Origin of the sequence: Streptomyces sp. Z423-1, assembly GCF_013009255.1 — a bacterium.
Lineage (GTDB): Bacteria > Actinomycetota > Actinomycetes > Streptomycetales > Streptomycetaceae > Streptomyces > Streptomyces gossypiisoli.
In genome coordinates, this window is record NZ_CP053109.1 from 5,455,163 (window position 1) to 5,475,888 (window position 20,726).

At 71.2% G+C, this 20,726-nt stretch carries 19 protein-coding genes and 1 pseudogene; 9 read left to right on the forward strand and 11 right to left on the reverse strand.

Annotation, left to right across the window (positions count from 1 at the left end; translation table 11 throughout):
* The first annotated feature begins 30 nt into the window (after window positions 1–30).
* Window positions 31–1,560 carry an MFS transporter gene (locus tag HJD23_RS24465; RefSeq protein WP_171116611.1) on the forward strand — a complete coding sequence of 510 codons (1,530 nt, stop codon included), beginning with the start codon at window positions 31–33 and terminating at the stop codon, window positions 1,558–1,560.
* 94 nt (window positions 1,561–1,654) lie between these two features.
* On the opposite strand, the gene HJD23_RS24470 is transcribed toward HJD23_RS24465, so the two are convergent.
* Complete coding sequence (locus HJD23_RS24470; protein WP_171116613.1) at window positions 1,655–2,182, reverse strand: MarR family transcriptional regulator; 528 nt, start codon at window positions 2,180–2,182, stop codon at window positions 1,655–1,657.
* 116 nt (window positions 2,183–2,298) lie between these two features.
* Here HJD23_RS24470 and HJD23_RS24475 point away from each other — a divergent pair, with 116 nt between their 5' ends.
* Complete coding sequence (locus tag HJD23_RS24475; protein WP_171116615.1) at window positions 2,299–3,090, forward strand: class III extradiol ring-cleavage dioxygenase; 792 nt, start codon at window positions 2,299–2,301, stop codon at window positions 3,088–3,090.
* 38 nt (window positions 3,091–3,128) lie between these two features.
* Here HJD23_RS24475 and HJD23_RS24480 read toward each other — a convergent pair whose 3' ends face one another.
* Window positions 3,129–3,647, reverse strand: coding sequence for a GNAT family N-acetyltransferase (locus tag HJD23_RS24480; protein WP_171116617.1), 519 nt, complete (start codon window positions 3,645–3,647; stop codon window positions 3,129–3,131).
* A 183-nt stretch (window positions 3,648–3,830) separates the two neighbouring features.
* Between HJD23_RS24480 and HJD23_RS24485 the strand changes: the two genes are divergently transcribed.
* Together HJD23_RS24485 and HJD23_RS24490 are read left to right on the forward strand one after the other, a co-directional pair.
* Complete coding sequence (locus tag HJD23_RS24485; protein ID WP_171116619.1) at window positions 3,831–4,829, forward strand: sigma-70 family RNA polymerase sigma factor; 999 nt, start codon at window positions 3,831–3,833, stop codon at window positions 4,827–4,829.
* 554 nt (window positions 4,830–5,383) lie between these two features.
* Window positions 5,384–5,983 carry a TetR family transcriptional regulator gene (locus HJD23_RS24490; protein ID WP_171119019.1) on the forward strand — a complete coding sequence of 200 codons (600 nt, stop codon included), beginning with the start codon at window positions 5,384–5,386 and terminating at the stop codon, window positions 5,981–5,983.
* 16 nt (window positions 5,984–5,999) lie between these two features.
* Here HJD23_RS24490 and HJD23_RS24495 read toward each other — a convergent pair whose 3' ends face one another.
* Entirely contained in the window at window positions 6,000–6,962 is a 963-nt protein-coding gene (locus HJD23_RS24495; RefSeq protein ID WP_171116621.1) for a YafY family protein, read from the reverse strand.
* Between the two features lie 63 nt (window positions 6,963–7,025).
* Here HJD23_RS24495 and HJD23_RS24500 point away from each other — a divergent pair, with 63 nt between their 5' ends.
* The 4 genes from HJD23_RS24500 to HJD23_RS24515 all read left to right on the forward strand — a co-directional run bounded on the left by HJD23_RS24500 (window position 7,026) and on the right by HJD23_RS24515 (window position 12,752).
* On the forward strand, window positions 7,026–8,567 hold the full coding sequence (locus HJD23_RS24500) for an MFS transporter (RefSeq protein WP_171116623.1): 1,542 nt from the start codon (window positions 7,026–7,028) through the stop codon (window positions 8,565–8,567).
* A 186-nt stretch (window positions 8,568–8,753) separates the two neighbouring features.
* Window positions 8,754–9,515, forward strand: a complete 762-nt coding sequence (locus HJD23_RS24505; RefSeq protein ID WP_171116625.1) for a DeoR/GlpR family DNA-binding transcription regulator — start codon at window positions 8,754–8,756, stop codon at window positions 9,513–9,515.
* A complete protein-coding gene (pfkB, locus tag HJD23_RS24510) occupies window positions 9,512–10,459 on the forward strand; it encodes a 1-phosphofructokinase (RefSeq protein ID WP_171116627.1) in 948 nt (315 codons plus the stop codon). The genes HJD23_RS24505 and pfkB overlap by 4 nt, the downstream gene beginning before the upstream one ends.
* A gap of 169 nt (window positions 10,460–10,628) precedes the next feature.
* Entirely contained in the window at window positions 10,629–12,752 is a 2,124-nt protein-coding gene (locus HJD23_RS24515; protein WP_171134074.1) for a fructose-specific PTS transporter subunit EIIC, read from the forward strand.
* Window positions 12,753–12,866: 114 nt separating this feature from the next.
* Here HJD23_RS24515 and HJD23_RS24520 read toward each other — a convergent pair whose 3' ends face one another.
* The 4 genes and pseudogenes from HJD23_RS24520 to HJD23_RS24535 form a co-directional block, all read right to left on the reverse strand.
* A complete protein-coding gene (locus HJD23_RS24520) occupies window positions 12,867–13,613 on the reverse strand; it encodes a DUF6227 family protein (protein ID WP_171116629.1) in 747 nt (248 codons plus the stop codon).
* Window positions 13,614–13,833: 220 nt separating this feature from the next.
* Entirely contained in the window at window positions 13,834–15,060 is a 1,227-nt protein-coding gene (locus HJD23_RS24525) for an Ig-like domain-containing protein (RefSeq protein ID WP_171116631.1), read from the reverse strand.
* Between the two features lie 161 nt (window positions 15,061–15,221).
* A pseudogene (locus HJD23_RS24530) lies at window positions 15,222–16,255 on the reverse strand (P1 family peptidase).
* A gap of 89 nt (window positions 16,256–16,344) precedes the next feature.
* Window positions 16,345–17,583, reverse strand: coding sequence for a low temperature requirement protein A (locus HJD23_RS24535; protein WP_171116635.1), 1,239 nt, complete (start codon window positions 17,581–17,583; stop codon window positions 16,345–16,347).
* Between the two features lie 254 nt (window positions 17,584–17,837).
* Here HJD23_RS24535 and HJD23_RS24540 point away from each other — a divergent pair, with 254 nt between their 5' ends.
* A complete protein-coding gene (locus HJD23_RS24540) occupies window positions 17,838–18,023 on the forward strand; it encodes a hypothetical protein (RefSeq protein WP_171116637.1) in 186 nt (61 codons plus the stop codon).
* A gap of 4 nt (window positions 18,024–18,027) precedes the next feature.
* On the opposite strand, the gene mscL is transcribed toward HJD23_RS24540, so the two are convergent.
* The 4 genes from mscL to HJD23_RS24560 all read right to left on the reverse strand — a co-directional run bounded on the left by mscL (window position 18,028) and on the right by HJD23_RS24560 (window position 20,697).
* Window positions 18,028–18,486 (reverse strand): large conductance mechanosensitive channel protein MscL, encoded by a 459-nt coding sequence (gene mscL, locus HJD23_RS24545; protein ID WP_171116639.1) that lies wholly within the window; start codon window positions 18,484–18,486, stop codon window positions 18,028–18,030.
* 129 nt (window positions 18,487–18,615) lie between these two features.
* Window positions 18,616–19,194, reverse strand: coding sequence for a hypothetical protein (locus tag HJD23_RS24550; protein ID WP_171116641.1), 579 nt, complete (start codon window positions 19,192–19,194; stop codon window positions 18,616–18,618).
* 242 nt (window positions 19,195–19,436) lie between these two features.
* Window positions 19,437–20,270 carry an S-methyl-5'-thioadenosine phosphorylase gene (locus tag HJD23_RS24555; protein ID WP_171116643.1) on the reverse strand — a complete coding sequence of 278 codons (834 nt, stop codon included), beginning with the start codon at window positions 20,268–20,270 and terminating at the stop codon, window positions 19,437–19,439.
* A 106-nt stretch (window positions 20,271–20,376) separates the two neighbouring features.
* Window positions 20,377–20,697: an FmdB family zinc ribbon protein gene (locus HJD23_RS24560; RefSeq protein ID WP_171116645.1), complete on the reverse strand. Its 321-nt coding sequence runs from the start codon at window positions 20,695–20,697 to the stop codon at window positions 20,377–20,379.
* Window positions 20,698–20,726 lie beyond the last annotated feature (29 nt).

Genomic DNA, 20,726 nt, shown 5'->3' on the forward strand with positions numbered 1-20,726 from the left:
CCGTCCCGAAGTCCCGAAGTGGGTACCCCCATGTCTGAAACAGCCGTCAAGGCTCCCGGCGTCCCCGACGCCAACCGCTGGAAAGCGCTGGTCTTCATCGCGCTCGCCCAGCTGATGGTCGTCCTCGACGCCACCATCGTGAACATCGCGCTGCCCTCCGCCCAGCAGGACCTGGGCATCTCCGACGGCAACCGGCAGTGGGTCGTCACGGCCTACGCGCTCGCCTTCGGCGGTCTGCTGCTGTTCGGCGGCCGGATAGCCGACCTGTGGGGCCGCAAGCGCACCTTCGTCCTCGGTCTGGCCGGCTTCGCCGCCGCCTCCGCGCTCGGCGGCGCGGCCACCAACGAGGCGATGATGTTCGGCTCCCGCGCTCTCCAGGGCGTCTTCGGCGCCCTGCTCGCGCCCGCCGCGCTCTCCCTGCTCGCCGTGATGTTCACCGACGCCAAGGAGCGCGCCAAGGCGTTCGGCATCTACGGCGCCATCGCCGGTGGTGGCGGTGCCGTGGGTCTGATCCTCGGCGGCTTCCTCACCGAGTACCTGGACTGGCGCTGGACGTTCTTCGTCAACATCCCGTTCGCGGTCATCGCCGCGGCCGGTGCCTGGTTCGTCATCCGTGAGCCGGAGGGCGGCCGCAACCGTTCCCCGCTCGACATCCCGGGCGTCGTCCTGTCCACCCTCGGTCTGGTCGCGCTGGTGTACGGCTTCACCCGCGCCGAGTCCGACGGCTGGGGCGACTCCGTGACCGTCGTCATGTTCACCGCGTCGGCCGTCCTGCTCACCGCGTTCGTGGTCGTCGAGTCGCGGGTCAAGGCCCCGCTGCTGCCGCTGCGCGTGCTCACCGAGCGCAACCGCGGTGGCGTCTATCTCTCGCTCGGCCTCGCGATCATCGCGATGTTCGGCCTGTTCCTCTTCCTGACCTACTACCTCCAGGTCGTGAAGGGCTACTCGCCGGTCAAGACCGGCTTCGCCTTCCTGCCGATGATCGCGGGCATGATCACCGGCTCCACCCAGATCGGCACCCGCCTGATGACCCGGGTCGCCCCGCGCCTGCTGATGGGCCCCGGCTTCCTGGTCGCCGCGGTCGGCATGCTGCTGCTGACCCAGCTGGAGATCGGCTCCTCGTACGCCGCTCTGCTGCTGCCCGCGATGCTGCTGCTGGGCCTCGGCATGGGTACGGCGTTCATGCCGGCGATGTCCCTGTCCACGCAGGGCGTCGAGCCGCGGGACGCCGGTGTCGCCTCCGCGATGGTCAACACCTCGCAGCAGGTCGGCGGCGCGATCGGCACGGCCCTGCTGAACACCATCGCCGCCTCGGCGACCACGGCGTACATCACCGACCACATCGGCTCGGCGACCTCCCCCTCGCAGCAGCAGCTGGTCCAGCTGGAGGGCCTGGTGCAGGGCTACACCAGCGCCATCTGGTTCGCCGTCGGCATCCTGGTCGTCGCCGCGGTGATCGCTCTGACCTTCGTCAACGCCGGCCGCCCGAACATGGGCGCGGCCGCCGGTGCGGGCGAGGGCGCCGAGGACGAGGTGCCGGTGCCGGTGGTCGCGCACTGACCGCTGACGGCGCCTGTTCCGGCGTACTCCTTCGGGCAATCAGTACGTAGTCCCGGGGCAGTCCCGGCGTACTCCTTCGGGCATCCGCACGGCCTCAGCGAAGCCAGGGCAGGTCCGCCCCGGCCTCGCTGGGCTGAAGTCCCTCGGCGACGATCCGCATGATCTCGCCGAGGGACTTCTGCTGTTCAGGGGTGAGCCGGTCGAACACGGCCTGCCGTACGGCGGCCACATGACCGGGCGCCGACTGCTTCAGCACCTCAAGGCCCTGGTCCGTGAGCACCGCGAACTGGCCCCGCTTGTCGGAGGGGCAGTCCTCGCGGCGGACCCAGCCGTTCTTCTCCAGCCGGGCGACGGCGTGGGACAGGCGGGAGCGGGTGATCTTCGCGTGCATCGCCAGCTCGGTCATCCGCAGCCGGCGGCGCGGGGATTCGGCGAGCTTGACGAGCAGGCCGTAGTAGACGTGCGGCATGCCCGCGTCACGCTGGAGCTGGCGGTCGAGATGGTCCTCCAGGAGCGTGGCGGCCTCGATGTACGAGCGCCAGACGCGCTGCTCCTCGTCGGTGAGCCAGTTCGGCTCGTCGACGGGTGCGGACGCGGGTGCGGATGCGGATGCCGTGTTCATGGGCTCCACTCTACGAGACCGCTCCTTGAAACTTAAACTAACAAGCCCTAGAGTCGGGGTCAACGCGAGAGCTTTAGAGTTAAAGCAAGTGAGTCCTCCCGGAGGGAGCCGTCGTCATGTCCGCCGCCACACAGGAGCGCATGCCCGCCCTGTACCTCAGTCACGGTGCCCCACCGCTGGCGGGCGACCCGGTCTGGCCCGGTCAGCTCGCCGCCTGGTCCGCCGCGCTGCCCCGCCCGCGGGCCGTCCTCGTCGTCTCCGCCCACTGGGAGGAGGCCCCGCTCGCCCTCGGCGCCACCCGGACCGTGCCCCTCGTCTACGACTTCTGGGGCTTCCCCGAGCATTACTACCAGGTGCGGTACGACGCTCCGGGCGCCCCCGAACTGGCGGATTCCGTACGGAAGTTGCTGCGGGCGCCGGGCATGCCGGTGCAGGACGTCCCGGAGCGGGGCCTGGACCACGGCGCGTACGTCCCGCTGGTCGAGATGTTCCCCGAGGCCGACATCCCCGTCCTGCAGATCTCCATGCCGACCCTCGACCCGGCGCGACTGATGGAGATCGGCCGGAAGCTCGCCCCACTGCGCGACGAGGGCGTGCTCATCGTCGGCTCCGGCTTCTTCACCCACAACCTCGCCGCGCTGCGGCATCCCGGCGGGGGAGTGCCCAGCTGGTCGGCGGAGTTCGACGACTGGGGCCGGCGGGCGCTGGAGGCCCGTGACGTGGACGCGCTGCTCGACTTCACCCGCACCTCCCCGGCCGGGCGGCTCGCCCACCCGCGCACCGAGCACTTCGCACCGCTGTTCGTGACCATGGGCGCGGCGGATGCCGTGGGGGAGCTGGGGGAACAGAGGTCCGTGATCGAGGGGTTCTGGATGGGGCTGGCGAAGCGATCGGTGCAGTTCGGCTGACCCGCACTTCTCGCCGGCTGACCTACAGCTCGGCTGACCTACAGCTCCTTCTCGTACCAGGCCACGTCCCAGTACCGCCCGAACTTGCGGCCCACCTCGCGGTACGTGCCGACGTAGCGGAATCCGAACCGCTCGTGCAGCCGCGTGGACGCCTCGTTCGGCTGCGCGATGCCCGCATAGGCGCGGTGCAGATCCTCGCCGGCCAGGGCCTCGAAGAGGGCCTTGTACAGCAGCGTGCCGACGCCGCGGCCGCCGGCGTGCGGGGCGACGTAGACCGTCGTCTCCACGGAGGTGGAGTACGCGGGCTTCGCGCGATAAGGGCTGGATGTGGCGTACCCCAGGATTTCCTGTGAGTCCGCGTCCGTGGCAACCATCAGCCGGTACGGCCCGTCTTCCGGGTGGGAGAGCAGCCAAGGGCGGCGCTCTTCCGGAGTGAAGACCGCCGTGTCGAATGTGATGGGCGTCTCACGGATGTAGTGGTTGTAGAGGTCGGTGAGGGCCCCGAGATCACCCTCGACTCCCGGTCTGACCTGCACCTCCGTACGTCCCGACGGCATCGATCCTCCTCGTGTGGCGGGACAGGGTACTGCATGATCAGAAAAATGAGGGGTGGGTTGGGAATTCTGTCCTGATTCCAGTCGTTGTTTCCATCGGATGCAGGGCACCCGCAGGGGATACCGGAGAGGGTGCTGAGTGTCCGAAGGACCACCCGCTGACCTCACCATCGCAAGGGAGCACGCATGGCAACCCGTGCCGTCGCCCGTCGTACGTCCGCCGAAGGCGGGACCGTCGACGCGGCCAGCAGTGTTCGCGCCCATGGCGGCGAGATCGCGGACCGCGATCTGGTCGGCATGTACCTCGACGAGATCGCGCGGACGCCGCTGCTCGACGCCGCCAAGGAGGTCGAGCTTTCCCAGACCATCGAGGCGGGTGTGTTCGCGCGACAGGTCCTCGACGGTTACGAGGAGTCGAAGGTGGACGCCACCCGCGAAGAGCTGGAGGCCCTGATGGCCGAGGGCGAGCGGGCCAAGGACGTCTTCATCCGCTCCAACCTCCGCCTGGTCGTCGCGGTCGCCCGTCGCTACCCGCGCAGCGGCCTGCCCCTGCTGGACCTGATCCAGGAGGGCAACGCGGGCCTGGTGCGCGCGGTCGAGAAGTTCGACTACCGCAAGGGCTTCAAGTTCTCGACGTACGCCACCTGGTGGATCCGCCAGGCGATCACCCGCTCCATAGCCGACCAGTCGCGCACCATCCGGCTGCCCGTCCACCTGGTGGAGGAGCTGGGCCGGATCCGGCGCGTGCAGCGCGAGTTCAACCGTGAGCACGGGCGTGACCCGGAGCCCGCGGAGATCGCCGACGAGCTCGGCTCGACGCCCGAGCGCGTCACCGACGTGCTGGACTGGGCCCGTGACCCGGTCTCGCTGAACATGTCGGTGGACGACGAGGGCGAGACCCAGTTCGGCGACCTGCTGGAGGACACGTCGGCGGTCTCCCCCGAGCAGTCCGTGATGACCCTGCTGCGCAGCGAGGAGCTGGACGACCTCATCGGCCGCCTCGACCAGCGCACGGCGTCCATCATCAAGATGCGGTACGGCATCGAGGACGGCCGGGAGCGGACCTTGACCGAGGTCGGCAAGGAGCACGGCCTGACCCGTGAGCGCATCCGCCAGATCGAGAAGCACGCCCTGCTGGAGCTGAAGAAGCTGGCACGTCAGACCGGCTTCGACGCCGCGGCGTGAGGGGCGTCGGAGATGGCGCACGACGATCGTTGCGGGGGCGTACGCCGGGGGGCGAAGGCCCGCGCGAACATGGCCGTGTAACGCCGCTTCAAACGACGCGTGCCGGGAACAAGACCCCTGGCACGGTAGTTCGGGCCCGAGGATGATCCCCCGGGCACCGACGGTCCCTGCGGCACGCCGCGCGGCACCGCAGGTGACCAGCAGCTGCCGTACCGGCACACCTGAGGCCACGTCCCGACGCACTCCCCCCGGCGCCGGGACCTCCCCGAGCCGGGCTTCGGCGCCTTCCCCCGGGCGTCGGGGCCCGGCTCTTTTGCGTCGCGCCCGGCCTTCCCCGGGTTGAGGGCACGCCTGGGTGGCGGGGCACCCCGTACCTGAACCCCGGGGTGGCCCGCCGGATGGCAGATTGTGCCACATGGGCATAGCCTGCCGACGTGAGCAGCACCACCCCAGCACCGCAGCCCCGGCGCTCTTCGCCGTCGTCCTCGCCGTCCTCGCGGTCCTCGTCGTCCTCGTCCCCCTCCCTGACCGAGCGGCGCAAGGCGGAGACCCGGATGGAGATCGCCCGCGCGGCGGCGGGCCTCTTCGTACGGCACGGGCTGCGCGCCACCCGCGCCGAGGACATCGCCCAGGCCGCGGGGATCGCCCCACGCACCTTCTACCGCTACTTCGCCACCAAGGAGGAGGCCGTCGCCCCCCTCTACGCGGCCGGCACCCAACGCTGGGTGGAAGCCGTCCGCGAGGCCCCCGGCGGACTGCCCCTCCCTCAGGTCCTGGAGCGCGCGGTACGGCACACGCTGACGCCGGGCGTGGGCGTGTCGGCGGCGTCGTGGGAGTGGGTGCGGACGCTGATCCGGATGTCCGAGGCGAGCCCGGCGTTGCGGAAGGTGTGGGCCGAGGTGTGCCGGGCTGCGGAGGACACGTTGGTGGAGGTGCTCGTGGAGAGGGCAGGACCCGGGATCACGAAGGGTGACGACAACGTTGCCGGGAGCACGCCCTCGGAGCTGCGCTTCACCGCCGCCGTCGCGAGTGCGGTCGTACGCGTGGCCGTCGAATCCTGGGCGGCGGGGACCGCCCCGCCGACGGGACCGGAGGGTCCGGCGGAGTTGGCGCTGCGGAACCTGGGGGCGCTGCGGGACTTCCGGTGGGGGTGAGCCCGTAGGCGCACCCTCACCCTGCCGCCCGGCTCAACCGTCCCCCCAACTCCCGCACATACGCCACGAGTTCCGTCGGCTGACGCACCGTGAACTCGCACCCCAGCATCGCCAGCCGTACCGCCACCCACTCCACCGCGTCGGCCGTACTGCCCCGCAGCATGCACCGGCCCTCGTCGAGCGGCTCGGGCGCCCCCAGCCAGCCCCGCAGCCCCGCCGCGACGACGTCGGCGGGCACGTCGAACGTGACCGTGACCTCGTACGTCTCCTGCTGACGCCGGATCGACTGCCGCAGGTACTCCGCCGCGCTCCCCGTCGGCAACTCCCGTGGCGTGAACCGGGCCCCGGTCGCGAACGGCTCGCTGACCCGGTCGACGCGGAAGGTGCGCCAGTCCTCGCGCCCGAGGTCGTACGCGACGAGGTACCAGCGGCGCCCCGTGGACACCAGCCGATACGGCTCGGTCAGGCGCCGCGACTCACTGCCGTCCCCGGCGCGGTAGGCGAAGCGCAGCCGCTCGTGACCGGCCACCGTCGACGCCATGACGGTCAGCGTCTCGGGTGCGATGCTCGGGCCGTCGCCGCTGGTCAGTGCCGTCGTCGCGGTCTGCAGGGTCGCCACCCGGTGCCGTAGCCGGCTCGGCAGCACCTGCTCCAGCTTGGCCAGCGCCCGTACAGACGCCTCGTCCACGCCCTCCAGCGCGTGCCCGGCGCCGGCGCGCAGGCCCACCGCGATCGCCACCGCCTCCTCGTCGTCGAGGACGAGCGGCGGCATGGCCTTGCCCGCGACGAGCCGGTAGCCGCCGTCCGCGCCCTTGGTCGCCTGCACGGGATAGCCCAGCTCGCGCAGTCGGTCGATGTCCCGCCGTACCGTGCGCCGCGAGACCCCGAGCCGGTCGGCGAGCTCGCCGCCGGGCCATTCGCGTGGCGTCTGGAGGAGGGAGAGCAGTTGAAGGAGCCGAGCCGGAGTGTCCGTCGTCATGAGTCCGAGGATGCTGCAGAAGTAGGACATGACCTGACCTAATGCGGCCGTAGTTTCCGAGGCATGACCTCCACCGAGACCTCTCCGCCCATGGCCTCTCGGCCCGTGGCCGCATCCGGACCGGATCGCCGTCGCTGGTTCGCGCTCGCGATCGTGATGACCGCTGCCTTCATGGACCTCGTCGACGTCACGATCGTGAACATCGCGATCCCGTCGATCCAGCGCAATGAGGGCGCATCCTTCAGTCAGATCCAGTGGATCACCGCCGGTTACGCACTCGCCTTCGCCGCGGGCCTGATCACCGGCGGCCGTCTCGGCGACATCCACGGCCGCAAACGCGTCTTCCTCATCGGTATCGGCGGCTTCACTCTCGCGTCCGCGCTGTGCGGGCTCGCCGCCACTCCGGAGATGCTGGTCGGCGCCCGGATCCTGCAGGGCGCGATGGCGGCGCTGATGGTGCCGCAGGTCCTGGCGATCGTGCACGCCACCTTCCCGGCACACGAACGCGGCAAGGTCTTCGGCCTGTTCGGCGCGGTCGTCGGCCTCGGCGCGGTCTCCGGCCCGCTGCTCGGCGCCCTGCTGACCGAGTGGAACCTCTTCGGCCTCGAATGGCGCCCCATCTTCCTGATCAACCTCCCGGTGGGCATCGCGGGCCTGATCCTGGGCCGCCGCTTCATCACCGAGTCCAGGGCGCCGTACGCCATCAAACTGGACCTCGTCGGCGTCGCCCTGGTGACGCTGGGCCTGCTGATGCTGCTCTACCCGCTGACCCGTGGCCGCGAGCTGGGCTGGCCGCTGTGGGGGTACGTCTCGATGGGCGCCGCGCTCGTCGTGTTCGGCGCGCTGGTGGGGTACGAACGGCGCAAGGCGGCGCGCGACGGCTCCCCGCTGATCGAGCTGTCGCTGTTCAAGGTGAAGAGCTTCGCCGCCGGTATCGCCGTGCAGACCGTGTTCGGGATCGCGCTCGGCATCTTCTTCCTGGTGTGGACGCTGTACATGCAGTACGGCCTCGGCTGGGGCCCGCTGCGGGCCGGGCTGACCGGGGTGCCGTTCTCGATCGCGGTGTCGGTGGCGGCCGGGGTGTCGGTGCAGAAGCTGGTGCCGCGCTTCGGACGGGGGGTGCTGCAGGCGGGCGCGCTGGTGATGGCCGCCGGGCTGGCGCTCTACATCTGGGAGTCCGAGCGGTACGGGCTCGGTATCGCCTCCTGGCAGATGGCGCTGCCGCTGGTCGTGATGGGTGCGGGCATGGGCCTGATCGTCGCCCCGCTGACCGACGCGATCCTCTCCGAGGTGCCGCGCGAGCACGCCGGTTCGGCGTCCGGACTGATCAGCACGGTGCAGCAGATGGGCAACGCGCTCGGGCTTGGACTGGTGTCCGTGGTGTTCTTCGGCGTGGTCGACGACCGGGTGGCGGAGGCAGTGCAGCCGGGGCCCGCGTTCGTGGACGGCTTCCAGCATGCGGTGGGGTGGGTCGCGGGGGTGATGGTGGTGATCTTCCTGCTGATGTTCGCGCTGCCGAGGCGGCCTGCGCAGCATGGGGACGGCGGTGTGGAGCAGGAGCCCGTGGCCGTGGTGGAGAAGAAGGAGGCGGAGCTGGTGCACTGAGGCGCCCGTTCCCAGTGGGGCCCGGCACTGATCGTGCCGGGCCCTTTGCGCTGCCGCCGTGCTCGACAGGGCTCGCGAAAGTCCGTTCATGCCCGAATGAGGTCTGAGCCTGTTTACTTTCCGGAAATCCCGGCGTAGCCTCCGAGTGAAACCACACGTTCGGGCATGGGTCGGAGGCGAACGGGCATGTACGCACCGGAGCGGCAACAGGAGATCCTCCGTGTCGCCCGCGACAGCGGCCGGGTGGACGTGGTGTCGCTGGCCGAGGAGTTCCAGGTCACCGCGGAGACGATCCGCCGGGACCTGAAGGCCCTCGACCGCGCCGGCCTCGTCCGCCGGGTGCACGGGGGCGCCATCCCGGTCGGCCGTCTCGACTTCGAGCCGGACCTCGCCGAGCGCGAGTCCACGGCCGCCGACGAGAAGGACCGCATCGCCAAGGCGGCCCTCGCCGAGCTGCCCACCGAGGGCACGATGATCCTCGACGCCGGTACGACGGTGGCCCGGCTGGCTGCCGCCATCCCGCTGGAGGCCTCGCTCACCGTCGTCACCCACAGCCTGCCGATCGCGGCCCGCCTCGCGGACCACCCGGGCATGCAGCTCCATCTCGTCGGGGGCCGCGTACGGCACCGTACGCGCGCCGCCGTGGACGCCTGGGCGCTGCGGGTGTACAGCGAGATCCGCGCGGACGTCGTCTTCGTGGCGGCCAACGGCTTCTCCGCCGAGCACGGTCTGACCACCCCCGACCTGGCCGAGGCCGCCGTCAAACGCGCGGCCCTCGCCGCCGCCCGCCGCGTGGTGCTGCTCGCCGACTCCTCCAAGCACGGCCAGGAGCACTTCGCCCGCTTCGGCGACCTGAGCGACGTGGACCTGCTGATCACCGACATTGGGCTGAGCCCCGAAGACGCCACCGCCATCGAGCGCGGCGGCACGGAAGTAGTGCGCGCATGATCCTCACGGTCACCCCCAACCCGTCCCTCGACCGCACCTACGAGGTCCCCTCGCTGGAGCGCGGCGAGGTCATCCGCGCCACCGGCGAGCGCATGGACCCCGGCGGCAAGGGCGTGAACGTCTCGCGCGCCGTCGCGGCCGCCGGACGGCGCACGGTGGCGGTGCTGCCCCTGGGTGGTGCGCCGGGCGCGCTCGTCGCCGATCTGCTCCACGCGCAGGGCATCGAGGTCGCACCGGTCCCGATCGCGGGCGCCACCCGCTCGAACATCGCGCTCGCGGAGGCCGACGGCGTCCTCACGAAGATCAACGCGCCGGGGCCGGAGCTGTCGGCGGAGGAACAGGAGCTGCTCTTCACGACGGTGCGCAGGCAGGCGCTGGACGCCGACTGGATCGCGTGCTGCGGCAGCCTGCCGCGCGGCCTCGCGCCGTCCTGGTACGCCGAGCTGGTCGCGCGGGCGCACGCCGGGGGCGCCCGGATCGCGCTGGACACCTCGGGGCGTGCGCTGCTGGAGGCGTTGCGGGAGCGGCCCGACGTGGTGAAGCCGAACGCCGAGGAGCTCTCCGAGGCCGTCGGGCGGCCCCTGGCGACGGTGGGCGACGCGATGAAGGCGGCCGAGGAGTTGCGCGAGCGGGGCGCACGCGCCGTGCTGGCGAGCCTCGGCGCCGACGGGCAGCTGCTCGTGGACGGAGCGGGCACCTGGTTCGGCAGCGCCCGCGTGGACGTCGTGCGCTCCAACGTCGGCGCCGGTGACTCCTCGCTCGCCGGCTTCCTGATCGCCGGCGGCAGCGGCCCGGAGGCCCTCGCCTCCGCCATCGCGCACGGCGCGGCCGCCGTCCAGCTGCCCGGCAGCGTGATGCCGACGCCGGGCGACCTGGACCTGGGCGCGGTGACGGTCACCTCCGACGTACCGGTTGACCGCGAGCTGAAGGAGCCGGTCTCATGAGCGTGCGTACGGCCATTTGTCCGGCGTATCCCGAAACAGCCGGTGTGCGGCGGGGCTCCCCCGGCCCCTTCTCCCTCACCCCCGCACTCCCCCCAAACCCTCACAACACCCCCGTCCCCTCCCCCGCCCACCCCACCTCACGGGCGATATGCGTGCTAAGGAGCCCGCGATGAGCAACATGATCACCGCGGACCTGGTCGACCTCGACCTGTCCGCCGACACCAAGGAAGCGGCGGCGCGCGCTCTCGCCGAGCGCATGGTGGCCCTGGGCCGGGTGACCGACCTGGACGGTTTCCTCGCCGACGTGGCCGCCCGCGAGGCGCAGATGCCGACCGGCCTCGACGGCGGCATCGGCATCCCGCACTGCCGCAGCGAGCACGTCACCGAGCCGACGCTCGCCTTCGGGCGCAGCGCGGCCGGGATCGACTTCGGTGCGGCGGACGGCCCTGCCGACCTGGTCTTCCTGATCGCCGCGCCCACCGGCGCCGACGACGCCCACCTCGGGATCCTGTCGGCGCTGGCCCGGCAGCTGATGAACACCGAGTTCACCGACGCGCTGCGGGCCGTCGGGGACCCGGGGACCGCGGCGGCGCTCATCCTCGGGGGCGAGACTCCGGCGGCCGCCGGCGCCGGTGACACGGGGTCGGCCGCTTCCGCGGGCTCCACAGACTCCGTGGCGGCGTCGGGGGCGGCCTCCGCCGACGCCGCCACGGGTGACACCGTCGCCGAGTCCGCCGAGTCCGCCGAGTCCGCCGAGTCCGCCGAGTCCGCCGACTCCGGCAGCGACTCGGACGGCGAGCGCCCCTTCCGTATCGTCGCCGTCACCTCCTGCCCCACCGGCATCGCCCACACCTACATGGCGGCCGAGTCCCTGGAGAACGCGGGCCGCGAGGCCGGTGTCGAGGTCGTCGTCGAGACGCAGGGCTCGGCCGGCTTCGACCGGCTCGACCCGGCGGTCATCGCGGCGGCGGACGGCGTGATCTTCGCGCACGACCTGCCCGTACGGGAGAAGGACCGCTTCGCCGGGAAGCCCACCGTCGACGTCGGCGTGAAGGCGGGCATCAACCGTGCCGCCGAGCTCATCGCCGACGTGCGCGGCAAGGCGGCGCGCGGCGAGGTCACGGCCGCCGCCCGGCCCGGCGGGACCCCCGTCGAGCGCGCCGGTGAGCCCGGCGAGGGCTACGGCACCAAGCTGCGCAAGTGGCTGATGTCCGGCGTGAGTTACATGGTCCCGTTCGTCGCCGCCGGCGGTCTGCTCATCGCCCTCGGCTTCGCGATCGGCGGCTACCAGATCAACGAGGCCAAGTCCGTCACCGAGCACTTCGACTGGGGCCAGGTCGACAGCTGGGGCGCCCTGCTGTTCCAGATCGGCGCTGCGGCCTTCGGCTTCCTCGTCCCGGTCCTCGCCGGTTACATCGCCTACGGCATGGCCGACCGGCCAGGTCTCGTGCCCGGCTTCGTCGGCGGCGCGATCTCGCTGACGATCGGCGCCGGGTTCCTCGGTGGTCTGGCCGCCGGTCTGATCGCCGGTGGGGTTGTCCTCGGCATCCAGCGCATCAACATCCCGCCGGTGCTGCGCGGCATCATGCCGGTGGTGGTGATCCCGCTGATCTCCTCGGCGGTCGTCGGGTTCCTGATGTTCGTGGTCATCGGCAAGCCCATCGCCGAGGCCCAGAAGGCCCTCACCGACTGGCTGAACGGCCTGTCCGGCGCCAATGCCGTCCTGCTCGGCGTGCTGCTCGGCCTGATGATGTGCTTCGACCTCGGCGGCCCCGTGAACAAGGTGGCGTACACCTTCGCGACGGCCGGTATCTCGGTCGCGGCGCCCAGCGACTCCGCGATGAAGATCATGGCCGCCGTGATGGCCGCCGGTATGGTCCCGCCGCTGGGCATGGCCCTGGCCACCACCGTCCGCAAGAGGCTGTTCACCAGCGCCGAGCGCGAGAACGGCAAGGCCGCCTGGGTCCTCGGCGCCTCCTTCATCTCCGAGGGCGCCATCCCTTTCGCGGCCGCCGACCCGCTGCGCGTCATCCCCGCCTCCATGGCGGGCGGCGCGGTCACCGGCGCCCTGACCATGGCGTTCGGCTCGACCCTGCGCGCCCCGCACGGCGGCATCTGGGTCACCTTCCTGATCGGCAAGCCGCTGCTGTACCTGCTGGCCATCGCGGCCGGTACGGCGGTCACGGCGGGCCTGGTCATCCTCCTCAAGGGCCTGCGCAAGCCGGCCCCCGGGGCGAAGGAGCCCGAGCCGGTCGCGGTGCCGACGGAGCCGAAGCAGCCGGTGGCGGCGTAGGCACCGACTGCGGATCGGCAGCACGGTCCGGTACCGAGGTCGGTACCGGACCGTGCTGCTTGTTCATGACCTGCTTGTTCATGACCCGGCTTGTTCGAGATACGCGCCCCGCCCTCAGGACAGCTGCGCGGCCCTCCGCTCCATCGCGTCCCGTGCCGCGTCCTCGGTCGTATACACCTCGCACATGTGCCGTCCGTCCGGCGTGGCCGTGTGCTCGACCTCCCACAGGGAGACCTCCTGCCCGTCGCACAGCAGGAACGCGTGCTCGTACAGCGAGAAACCCAGCGCGGCGCGTCCGGCGCGGCAGGGGCGCCCGAAGGCCTGCGTGATCTGGTGGGCGCACGCCGTGGCGAGCAGCGTGGCCGTCTGCGCGCCTGGCCGGTCCGGGTTCTCCGCCCGGCGCAGCAGCCGACGGGCGTGGTCCGCCGAGTCGTCCGGCACGTACGCGTGCCGTGGCGTGGGAATCGACGACAGCTCCTCCGGCACCGGCAGTTCGAAGTCCGGCGTGTCCGGCGGCAGCGCGAGCCGGGAGCCCGCGACGCGCAACTCCTCCGAGTCGACGTACACCTCGTGCTGCGGGACGCCGCCCGGCGTGGTGTTGTGAACGAGCTCCCAGAGGGTGAGCGCCGAGCCGTCCGCGAGCAGCCAGGTGTGCCGGTACGTCTCCTGGTGCAGGCCCGCGCTGTGGTGCGCACAGTGCAGCGAGCTGTCGTGCGCCAGCGCGCTGTCGAGCCGCCCTATCGTCTCGTCGGGCAGCTCGAACGAGTTCAGGGCGCGTCCGAGCAGGCGCGCGAGGTGCTCCTCCGGAGACTCGTGCGCATCGGGTGGTTCGTACGCTGCCGCCTCGTACGGAACGCTCAAGGTTTCTCCCGGCGTTGCTGCATGTCACCTTGTGGGTGCATACCGTAGCCCCTCGGTCGGACATCATGTCCGGGAACCGAGAAAACGTACGCCGGGAAAACGGCCGGGCCGCGCGAGAAGTTCCCACGCGACCCGACGCACCGTCAAAAGTTGTCGGCCGGGCGGCCGTCGTACGGATCTCCCGGCCGGTAGTTCATGCGGATCTCCCGGCCGGTGTTCGTCAGTCGGCGCTCCCGGCGATCCACTCGCTCCACGCCATGTTCCAGCCGTTGAGCCCGTTGTCCGGCGCCACCGTGGAGTCGGCGGAGTTCTTGACGATCACGACGTCCCCGATGAGCGAGTTGTCGTAGAACCACTTGGCCGGAGTGTCACCCTGCCCGCCCTCCACGTCCTGGAGCCCGACACAGCCGTGGCTGCTGCCGAAGCGGCCGAAGGGCGGATTGGCCTTCTTGTGCCAGAAGTTGCCGTGGATGAACGTGCCGGACGTGGTCAGCCGCATCGCGTGCGGCACGTTCGGGATGTTGTACGCGTCGGCGAGGCCCACCGTACGGCTGTCCATCCGCGTCTCCACCACCTTCTCGGAGATCACCATCTGCCCGTTGTACGTGGGGAACTCCGGGCTGCCCGCCGAGATCGGGACCGTCCTGACGGTCCTGCCGTCGCGCACGACCGTCATGGTCTGCGTACCCGCGTCCACGGTGGAGACCTGCGAGCGCCCGATCGTGAAGGTGACCGTCTTCTTCTGCACCCCGTAGACGCCGTTCGCGCCCTCCACCCCGTCCAGGTCGATCTTCATCGTGACCTTGGAGCCCGCCTTCCAGTACTCCTCCGGCCGGAAGTCGAGCCGCTGCGCCCCGAACCAGTGCCCCACCACCTTCTGGCCACTGCTCGACGTGACCGTGATGTGCGACTGCACGGCCTTCTTGTCGCTGATCACCTTGTCGAACGTGAACGACACCGGCATCCCGACCCCGACCGTCGTCCCGTTGTCCGGCGTGTACGTCCCGATGAAGCTGTTCGCCGATGTCACCGTCGTGAACGTGGAGTCGGCGGCGATGGCCTTGCCGTTCGCGTCCTTCGCGGTCGCCGCGATCGCGTACTTCGTCCCCCGCTCCAACTGCTCCTTCGGCTTCCAGCTCCGCCCGTCCGCGGAGATGGCCCCCGGCACGGCCTGCCCCGTCTCCGCCACCGTCATCTTCACCTCGGTCAGCTTCCCGTCGCTGACCTTCACGCCCGTCGTGTTGATCGACGCGCCGGTCGAACCGTCCTTGGCCGAGATGACGATCCGCGCCGCCGAGGTCTTCGCCTCGCCGCCACTGCCACCGCCGCCCTTGCCGTCGTCACTGGCCTTGGCGTTGCCGCCGCAGGCGGTGAGGGTGAGCGCGCCGACCATCAGGGCGGCACAGGCCCCCAGCGTGCGCCGAGTTGCTATGTCCGGCGTTGTCACGGGCTGCTCCATGTTCGTGTGATGTGGGTGATCCGCTCCGGTTGCGTGGAGAAAGAGCGGACCGGGACCGGTGGGGTTCCCTCCACTCGCCGGGGACGCCATCACGTGACAGAACCGGGACAATTACCGAACTCGGGCGCGGGGCAGCGACGGTGGGCCGCTCAACTCCCTCCGTACAGTTCCGTATAGGAGGGTACCCCCCGCCCTCCCCCCTCCCCTCCACCGACTCGGCCGCCCGCACCGCCCGCACGATCGCGCGCGTCACCACGTCCGCGCCCGCCGCCAGGATCTCGTTCAGCGCCAGCGGTTGTGCGGCGTCGAGCGGCTGCTGTCCGGTGGCCAGCGCGAACACCGTGTCGCCGTCGTGCAGCAGGTGCACCGGCCGCACCGCGCGCGCGATGCCGTCGTGTGCCGTGCCCGCCAGCTTCTGCGCCTGCGCCTTGGTCAGGTCCACGTCCGTGGCGACGACCGCGAGCGTGGTGTTCAGCGGAGGCGGCGCGTTCCTCGCCGCGCTCTCGGCAAGCCGCGTGCGTGCCGCCTCGTGCACCTGCGCGTCGGGGTAGTTCACGCGCCCCTGGAACAACTCCCCGTACAGCACCCCCGTCTCCGGGTCCAGCACCGACCCCGCCGCGTTGGCCACCACCAGCGCGGCCACCGTGATCCCCGAGTCGAGGACGACGCTCGCGGTGCCGATGCCGCCCTTCATCAGCCCGACCGCGGCACCCGTACCGGCGCCCACGCAGCCCTCCGGCACCGGTGCGCCGATCTCGCTCGCCGCGGCCGCCTCGACGGCCGCCCGGCCGAGGGACGCGTCCGGTCTGGCCCGGAAGTCGCCGCCCCGGCCCAGGTCGAAGACGCACGCGGCGGGCACGACCGGCACGACATGCGTCGGATCCGGCCCGACGCGCACCCCGCGCCCCTGTTCCTCCAACCAGGCCATCACACCCGACGCCGCGTCGAGCCCGTACGCGCTGCCGCCGGTCAGCACCACCGCTTCGGCCTTCTGCACCACATTGCGCGGGTCGAGGGCGTCGGTCTCCTTGGTGCCGGGGCCACCGCCGCGCACGTCCACCGCGGCGACGGCCCCGCCCTCGGGTGCGAGAACGACCGTGGTGCCGGTGAGCCAGCCTTCGCCGGTGCGTGTCGCGTGCCCCACCCGCAGGCCGGTCACGTCCGTCAGAGCATCAACTGTCATGCGGACCAGTGTCCTGCCCCCGGCGGGCGTTTCGTCAGCGCACGGTCCAAGTCAGCGGGCTGGAAAGCCCGTCTGCGTCCCGTGCCACGTCAGCCGGCTGGAGAGCCCGTCTGTGTCCGGTGCTCCCGGGCGGCCAGGCGTGCCGTCAGGGTCGTCCCGGTCACCACCGCCAGCGCCGACACGATGCCGGCCGCGAGGACCGCCCAGTCGCGCAGGAAGGTGCAGCAGATCACCAGCAACGCCGCCGTCGGCAGCACGAGTTGCTGGGCGATGCCGACCTTGAAGTGGCGTGAGTGCAGGGCCCAGACGGCGAGCAGATACAGCGCCGTCGGCAGGGTCACCGCGGCGGACGCGGACAGCGTGGAGATGTGCGCCTTGCCGACCGTCTGCTCGACGGCCACCTCCAGGCCCGCACCGATCGCGGCCGCCGAGGCGAAGATCAGGTAGTGGCCGTAGCCCCACACGAACGCCTCCCGGCTGGAGCGCAGGCGCCCGTGGATCGGCACCACGAAGTAGATCCACCAGGCGGAGAACACGATCAGCAGGCCACCCGCCGCGATCGGCAGCAGTTCGCCCAGCGCGTCGTTCTCGTCGACGCCCGTCTTCACGGCGACCGTGGCCGCGGCGATCGTCTCGCCGAGCACGATGATCGTGAACAGCCCGTACCGCTCGGCGATGTGGTGCGGATGCCACGTCGTCGGCCGGGCCCTCTCCGCGTAGACCGGCACGCACAGCTCGACGATCACCATCACCAGGAACACCCAGGGGCGTGCGGGCGCCGGGAAGAGCACCAGCCCCGTCCAACCGACCTGGCAGAGCAGCACACCACCGGCGTACCGCAGCGCCGTGGTGCGTTCCGCGCCCTCGGCGGACCGCGCGGCCCGCAGCCACTGCGTGGCCATGGCCAGCCGCATCACCACGTAGCCGAGCCAGACGAGCAGGAAGTCGTGGGCCTCGAAGGCCCGTGAGACCCCGGCGGCGAGCAGGAGGACACCGGCGATCTGCACCAGGGTGACCACGCGATAGAGGGCGTCGTCGTTGTCGTACGCCGAGGCGAACCAGGTGAAGTTCATCCAGGCCCACCAGATGGCGAAGAACACCATCGCGTAGTTCAGGATGCCCTCGCCGGCATGTGCTTCGGCGATGGCGTGCACCAGCTGGAATCCCGCCTGCGCGATCGCCACGACGAAGCACAGGTCGAAGAAGAGTTCCAGCGGCGTGGCGGCGCGGTGCACCTCGTCGCGACCGCGGGCAGTGAGCCGGCGCAGCGGCCTCCGATGGGCCGACGCGTCGGACGATGCGGGCGGCGGAGTCGGGCTGGACGTCATGATTCCAAGGACAGCAGATACCGACCGGAAAATCTTGGTAAGTGAGGACCCGCCGGATACCTCGGTCCCTGGCTCCTCGGTCGCCGACTTCTCGGTCCGCGAGCCCTCGGCCTCCGAACCCTCGACCCCCGAGACCTCGGCCCGCGACACCTCGGCCCGCGACACCTCGCCTCCCGACACCTCGGCCCGCGACCCCTCGGCCCCCGCCACCTCGCCCCCGGTGTCCGTGGGTATTCGCCCCGTACCCTGTAGGCATGAGTACCTCCCCCGCCCCCGAGCCGCGTGAACGGCCCAAGGCCGCGTTGATCTTCGACGATCCGCTGGACGAGCAGTCCTCGGACGACATGGACCGCGGCTGGGGCGAGCGGCCGGGAGCCGGTGGTGACGCGGCCGATGACCTGAAGCGTTTCCTCGACGAGAAGCCGCCCCACCACATCTGAGCCGCTACCGCTGGTTGGGCCCCGAGCCCCGCTGTGCGACCAGGGCGTCGCGGATCTCCTTGAGCACCTCCAGCTCGGTCACCTCGATGACCTCCTGCGCGCCCTCCTTCGCCTTGCGCCGGGCCTCCACCCGTGCCAGGTACTTCGCCATGGGCAGGACCATGAGGAAGTAGACGACGGCCGCGGTGATGACGAAGCTGAGAGTCGCGCCGAGGACGGAGCCCCACAGGATCTGAATGCCCTGTTCGCCTTGGCACGTCGAGCTCAGGCACGTGCTGTAGTGATCGAGGTTCTTGGTGCCGATCGCTCCGACCAGCGGGTTGATGATCCCCTTCACCACCGCGTTGACGATGTTGGTGAACGCGGCACCGATGACCACCGCCACGGCCAGATCGACGACATTCCCGCGCATCAGGAAGGCCTTGAAGCCCTCCCAGACGCTCGGTTCCTTCTTCTCGCTCACTTCGAAGCCACCCCTCGGACGCACACGTTGTGGAACAGACCGCCCCGCAACCTACGTCAGCGCTCGGCCATCCTGTCCAATCGGGCCCTTCCTTCGAAGGACTTGACAGGGCGTCGCGCACGATCCGGCTCAGCACAACGTCACCGCCAGCCGAGCCGTCGCGCTCGCGCCCGCCAGGCGCGCCGCGGTGGCGCGCGGGACCGAGAGCACGACCAGCGCCCCGCTGTCGACCTCGCCGTCCAGCGGCTCGGGCACCTGGGTCACCAGCGCACCGCGCGCGACCACATCGGCCGCACCGCCCGGCGCCGTCTCCTCGGCGGCGACGACGTCGACCCGGTCGCCGGGGCGCAGCAGCCGCACCGTCGCCGCGTCGGCGATCCGCACGGGCGCGGACACCCGCTCCACGGCCCGGCGCTCCGGAGCGCGGTCCGCCACGGGGTGCCCGCGGGCCCGGTCGCCCTGATGAGCGTCTTGATGAGCGTCGGCCGGGGCACGCGGGCCGGCCGCCACCAGCGCGGCGGCGGTGATCGCCAGCCCGGCGGCCAGGGCCCGCCGCCGATGCCGTACGAACCGGCGCAGCTGATACCGCCCGCCACGCACGCGAACGGGAGCGAAGTGCGGCACCTCGCAGGTCGGAGGCGCGTCGGTGCCGAGCGGGCGGGGAGGGCGCGGAGCGGGGGACGGTACGGAGGACGCAGCGAAGGACATGAGGACCACCACCTGTGACGACGGATCGGTTGCAGCCCACGATGAGGCTTCGCGCCGCCGCCCGCTGAGGCCCGTGCACTACCGACGGGTTGTGGACAACTCCCTCACCCGAACGTGACGTTCCGCCTCTGTCCCACCTCGAACGTGACGTTCCGCCCCCGCCCCACCTCGAACGTGACGTTCCGCCGCCGTCCCCACCTCGAACGTGTAGTTCCGCCCCCGCCCCCACCTCGTAACCCGCGTCACGGCAGCTCGAACCCCGGATCCATGCCACCCAGCGCGTTGACGCACAGACAGTCCCGCTCCTCGTTCGCGGGCAGCGCCGCCACCGCGTCGAACAGCACCCCCCGCAGCCGGTCCACGTTCGCGGCGAACACCCGCAGCACCTCGTCGTGCGAGACGCCCTCCCCGGTCTCGGCGCCCGCGTCCAGGTCGGTGACGAGGTTCAGCGAGGTGTAGCAGAGCTCCAGCTCACGGGCGAGCGCCGCCTCGGGGTGGCCGGTCATGCCCACCACCGACCAGCCCTGCGCCTGGTGCCACAACGATTCGGCACGGGTGGAGAAGCGCGGCCCCTCGATCACGACGAGCGCGCCGCCGTCCACCGGCTCCCAGTTCCGCCCGCGCGCGGCCTTCAGGGCGGCCGACCGTCCGGTGGGGCAGTAGGGGTCGGCCAGGGACACGTGCACCACGTTCGGCATGGTGCCGTCGGGCAGCGGGAGTCCGTCGAAGTACGTCGACACCCGGGACTTCGTACGATCGACCAGCTGGTCCGGGACGAGCAGCGTGCCCGGCCCGTACTCGGGGCGCAGCCCGCCCACCGCGCAGGGCCCGAGCACCTGGCGCACGCCGACCGACCGAAGCGCCCAGAGGTTGGCCCGGTAGTTGATCCGGTGCGGCGGGAGATGGTGGCCGCGCCCGTGCCGGGGCAGGAAGGCGACCCGCCGGCCGGCGATCTCGCCGAGGAAGAGGGAGTCGCTGGGCTGCCCGTACGGCGTGTCCACCTGGAGCTCGGTCACGTCGTCGAGGAACGAGTAGAAGCCTGAGCCGCCGATTACACCGATCTCTGCGTTCGCCATGCTCAGCACAGTAGCCGCCACCGGTGTGACCGCAGGAGCCGGTGCCGGAAACACCGAGGACCCCACCAGTCGTACGACGGCGGGGTCCCGTGAGTGTGGGTGCGCCTCAGGCGGCGGTGCTGCTGGACGACGTCCCGGCGCTCGACGACTTCGAGTCCGAGGACGAAGACGACGAAGACGAGGAGGAGGAAGAGGAGGAGGACGACGACGAGGACGAGCTCGTGGACGCCGGCGAGCTGCTCGACGAGGAGCCGCGGCTGTCGTTGCGGTAGAAACCGGAGCCCTTGAAGACAATGCCGACCGCGGAGAACACCTTCTTCAGGCGGCCCTGGCAGCTGGGGCACTCGGTCAGGGCGTCGTCGGTGAACTTCTGCACCGCCTCGAGGCCCTCGCCGCACGCGGTGCACTGGTACTGGTAGGTCGGCACTGTCTTCCTCCTGGCACTCTCACTCGATG

Bases quoted from the DNA above. Each gene is read 5' to 3' on its own strand.
- HJD23_RS24465 (WP_171116611.1), top strand. From the start codon at position 31: ATGTCTGAAACAGCCGTCAAGGCTCCCGGCGTCCCCGACGCCAACCGC.
- HJD23_RS24470 (WP_171116613.1), bottom strand. From the start codon at position 2,182: ATGAACACGGCATCCGCATCCGCACCCGCGTCCGCACCCGTCGACGAG.
- HJD23_RS24475 (WP_171116615.1), top strand. From the start codon at position 2,299: ATGTCCGCCGCCACACAGGAGCGCATGCCCGCCCTGTACCTCAGTCAC.
- HJD23_RS24480 (WP_171116617.1), bottom strand. From the start codon at position 3,647: ATGCCGTCGGGACGTACGGAGGTGCAGGTCAGACCGGGAGTCGAGGGT.
- HJD23_RS24485 (WP_171116619.1), top strand. From the start codon at position 3,831: ATGGCAACCCGTGCCGTCGCCCGTCGTACGTCCGCCGAAGGCGGGACC.
- HJD23_RS24490 (WP_171119019.1), top strand. From the start codon at position 5,384: ATGGAGATCGCCCGCGCGGCGGCGGGCCTCTTCGTACGGCACGGGCTG.
- HJD23_RS24495 (WP_171116621.1), bottom strand. From the start codon at position 6,962: ATGACGACGGACACTCCGGCTCGGCTCCTTCAACTGCTCTCCCTCCTC.
- HJD23_RS24500 (WP_171116623.1), top strand. From the start codon at position 7,026: ATGACCTCCACCGAGACCTCTCCGCCCATGGCCTCTCGGCCCGTGGCC.
- HJD23_RS24505 (WP_171116625.1), top strand. From the start codon at position 8,754: ATGTACGCACCGGAGCGGCAACAGGAGATCCTCCGTGTCGCCCGCGAC.
- pfkB (WP_171116627.1), top strand. From the start codon at position 9,512: ATGATCCTCACGGTCACCCCCAACCCGTCCCTCGACCGCACCTACGAG.
- HJD23_RS24515 (WP_171134074.1), top strand. From the start codon at position 10,629: ATGAGCAACATGATCACCGCGGACCTGGTCGACCTCGACCTGTCCGCC.
- HJD23_RS24535 (WP_171116635.1), bottom strand. From the start codon at position 17,583: ATGACGTCCAGCCCGACTCCGCCGCCCGCATCGTCCGACGCGTCGGCC.
- HJD23_RS24540 (WP_171116637.1), top strand. From the start codon at position 17,838: ATGAGTACCTCCCCCGCCCCCGAGCCGCGTGAACGGCCCAAGGCCGCG.
- HJD23_RS24550 (WP_171116641.1), bottom strand. From the start codon at position 19,194: ATGTCCTTCGCTGCGTCCTCCGTACCGTCCCCCGCTCCGCGCCCTCCC.
- HJD23_RS24555 (WP_171116643.1), bottom strand. From the start codon at position 20,270: ATGGCGAACGCAGAGATCGGTGTAATCGGCGGCTCAGGCTTCTACTCG.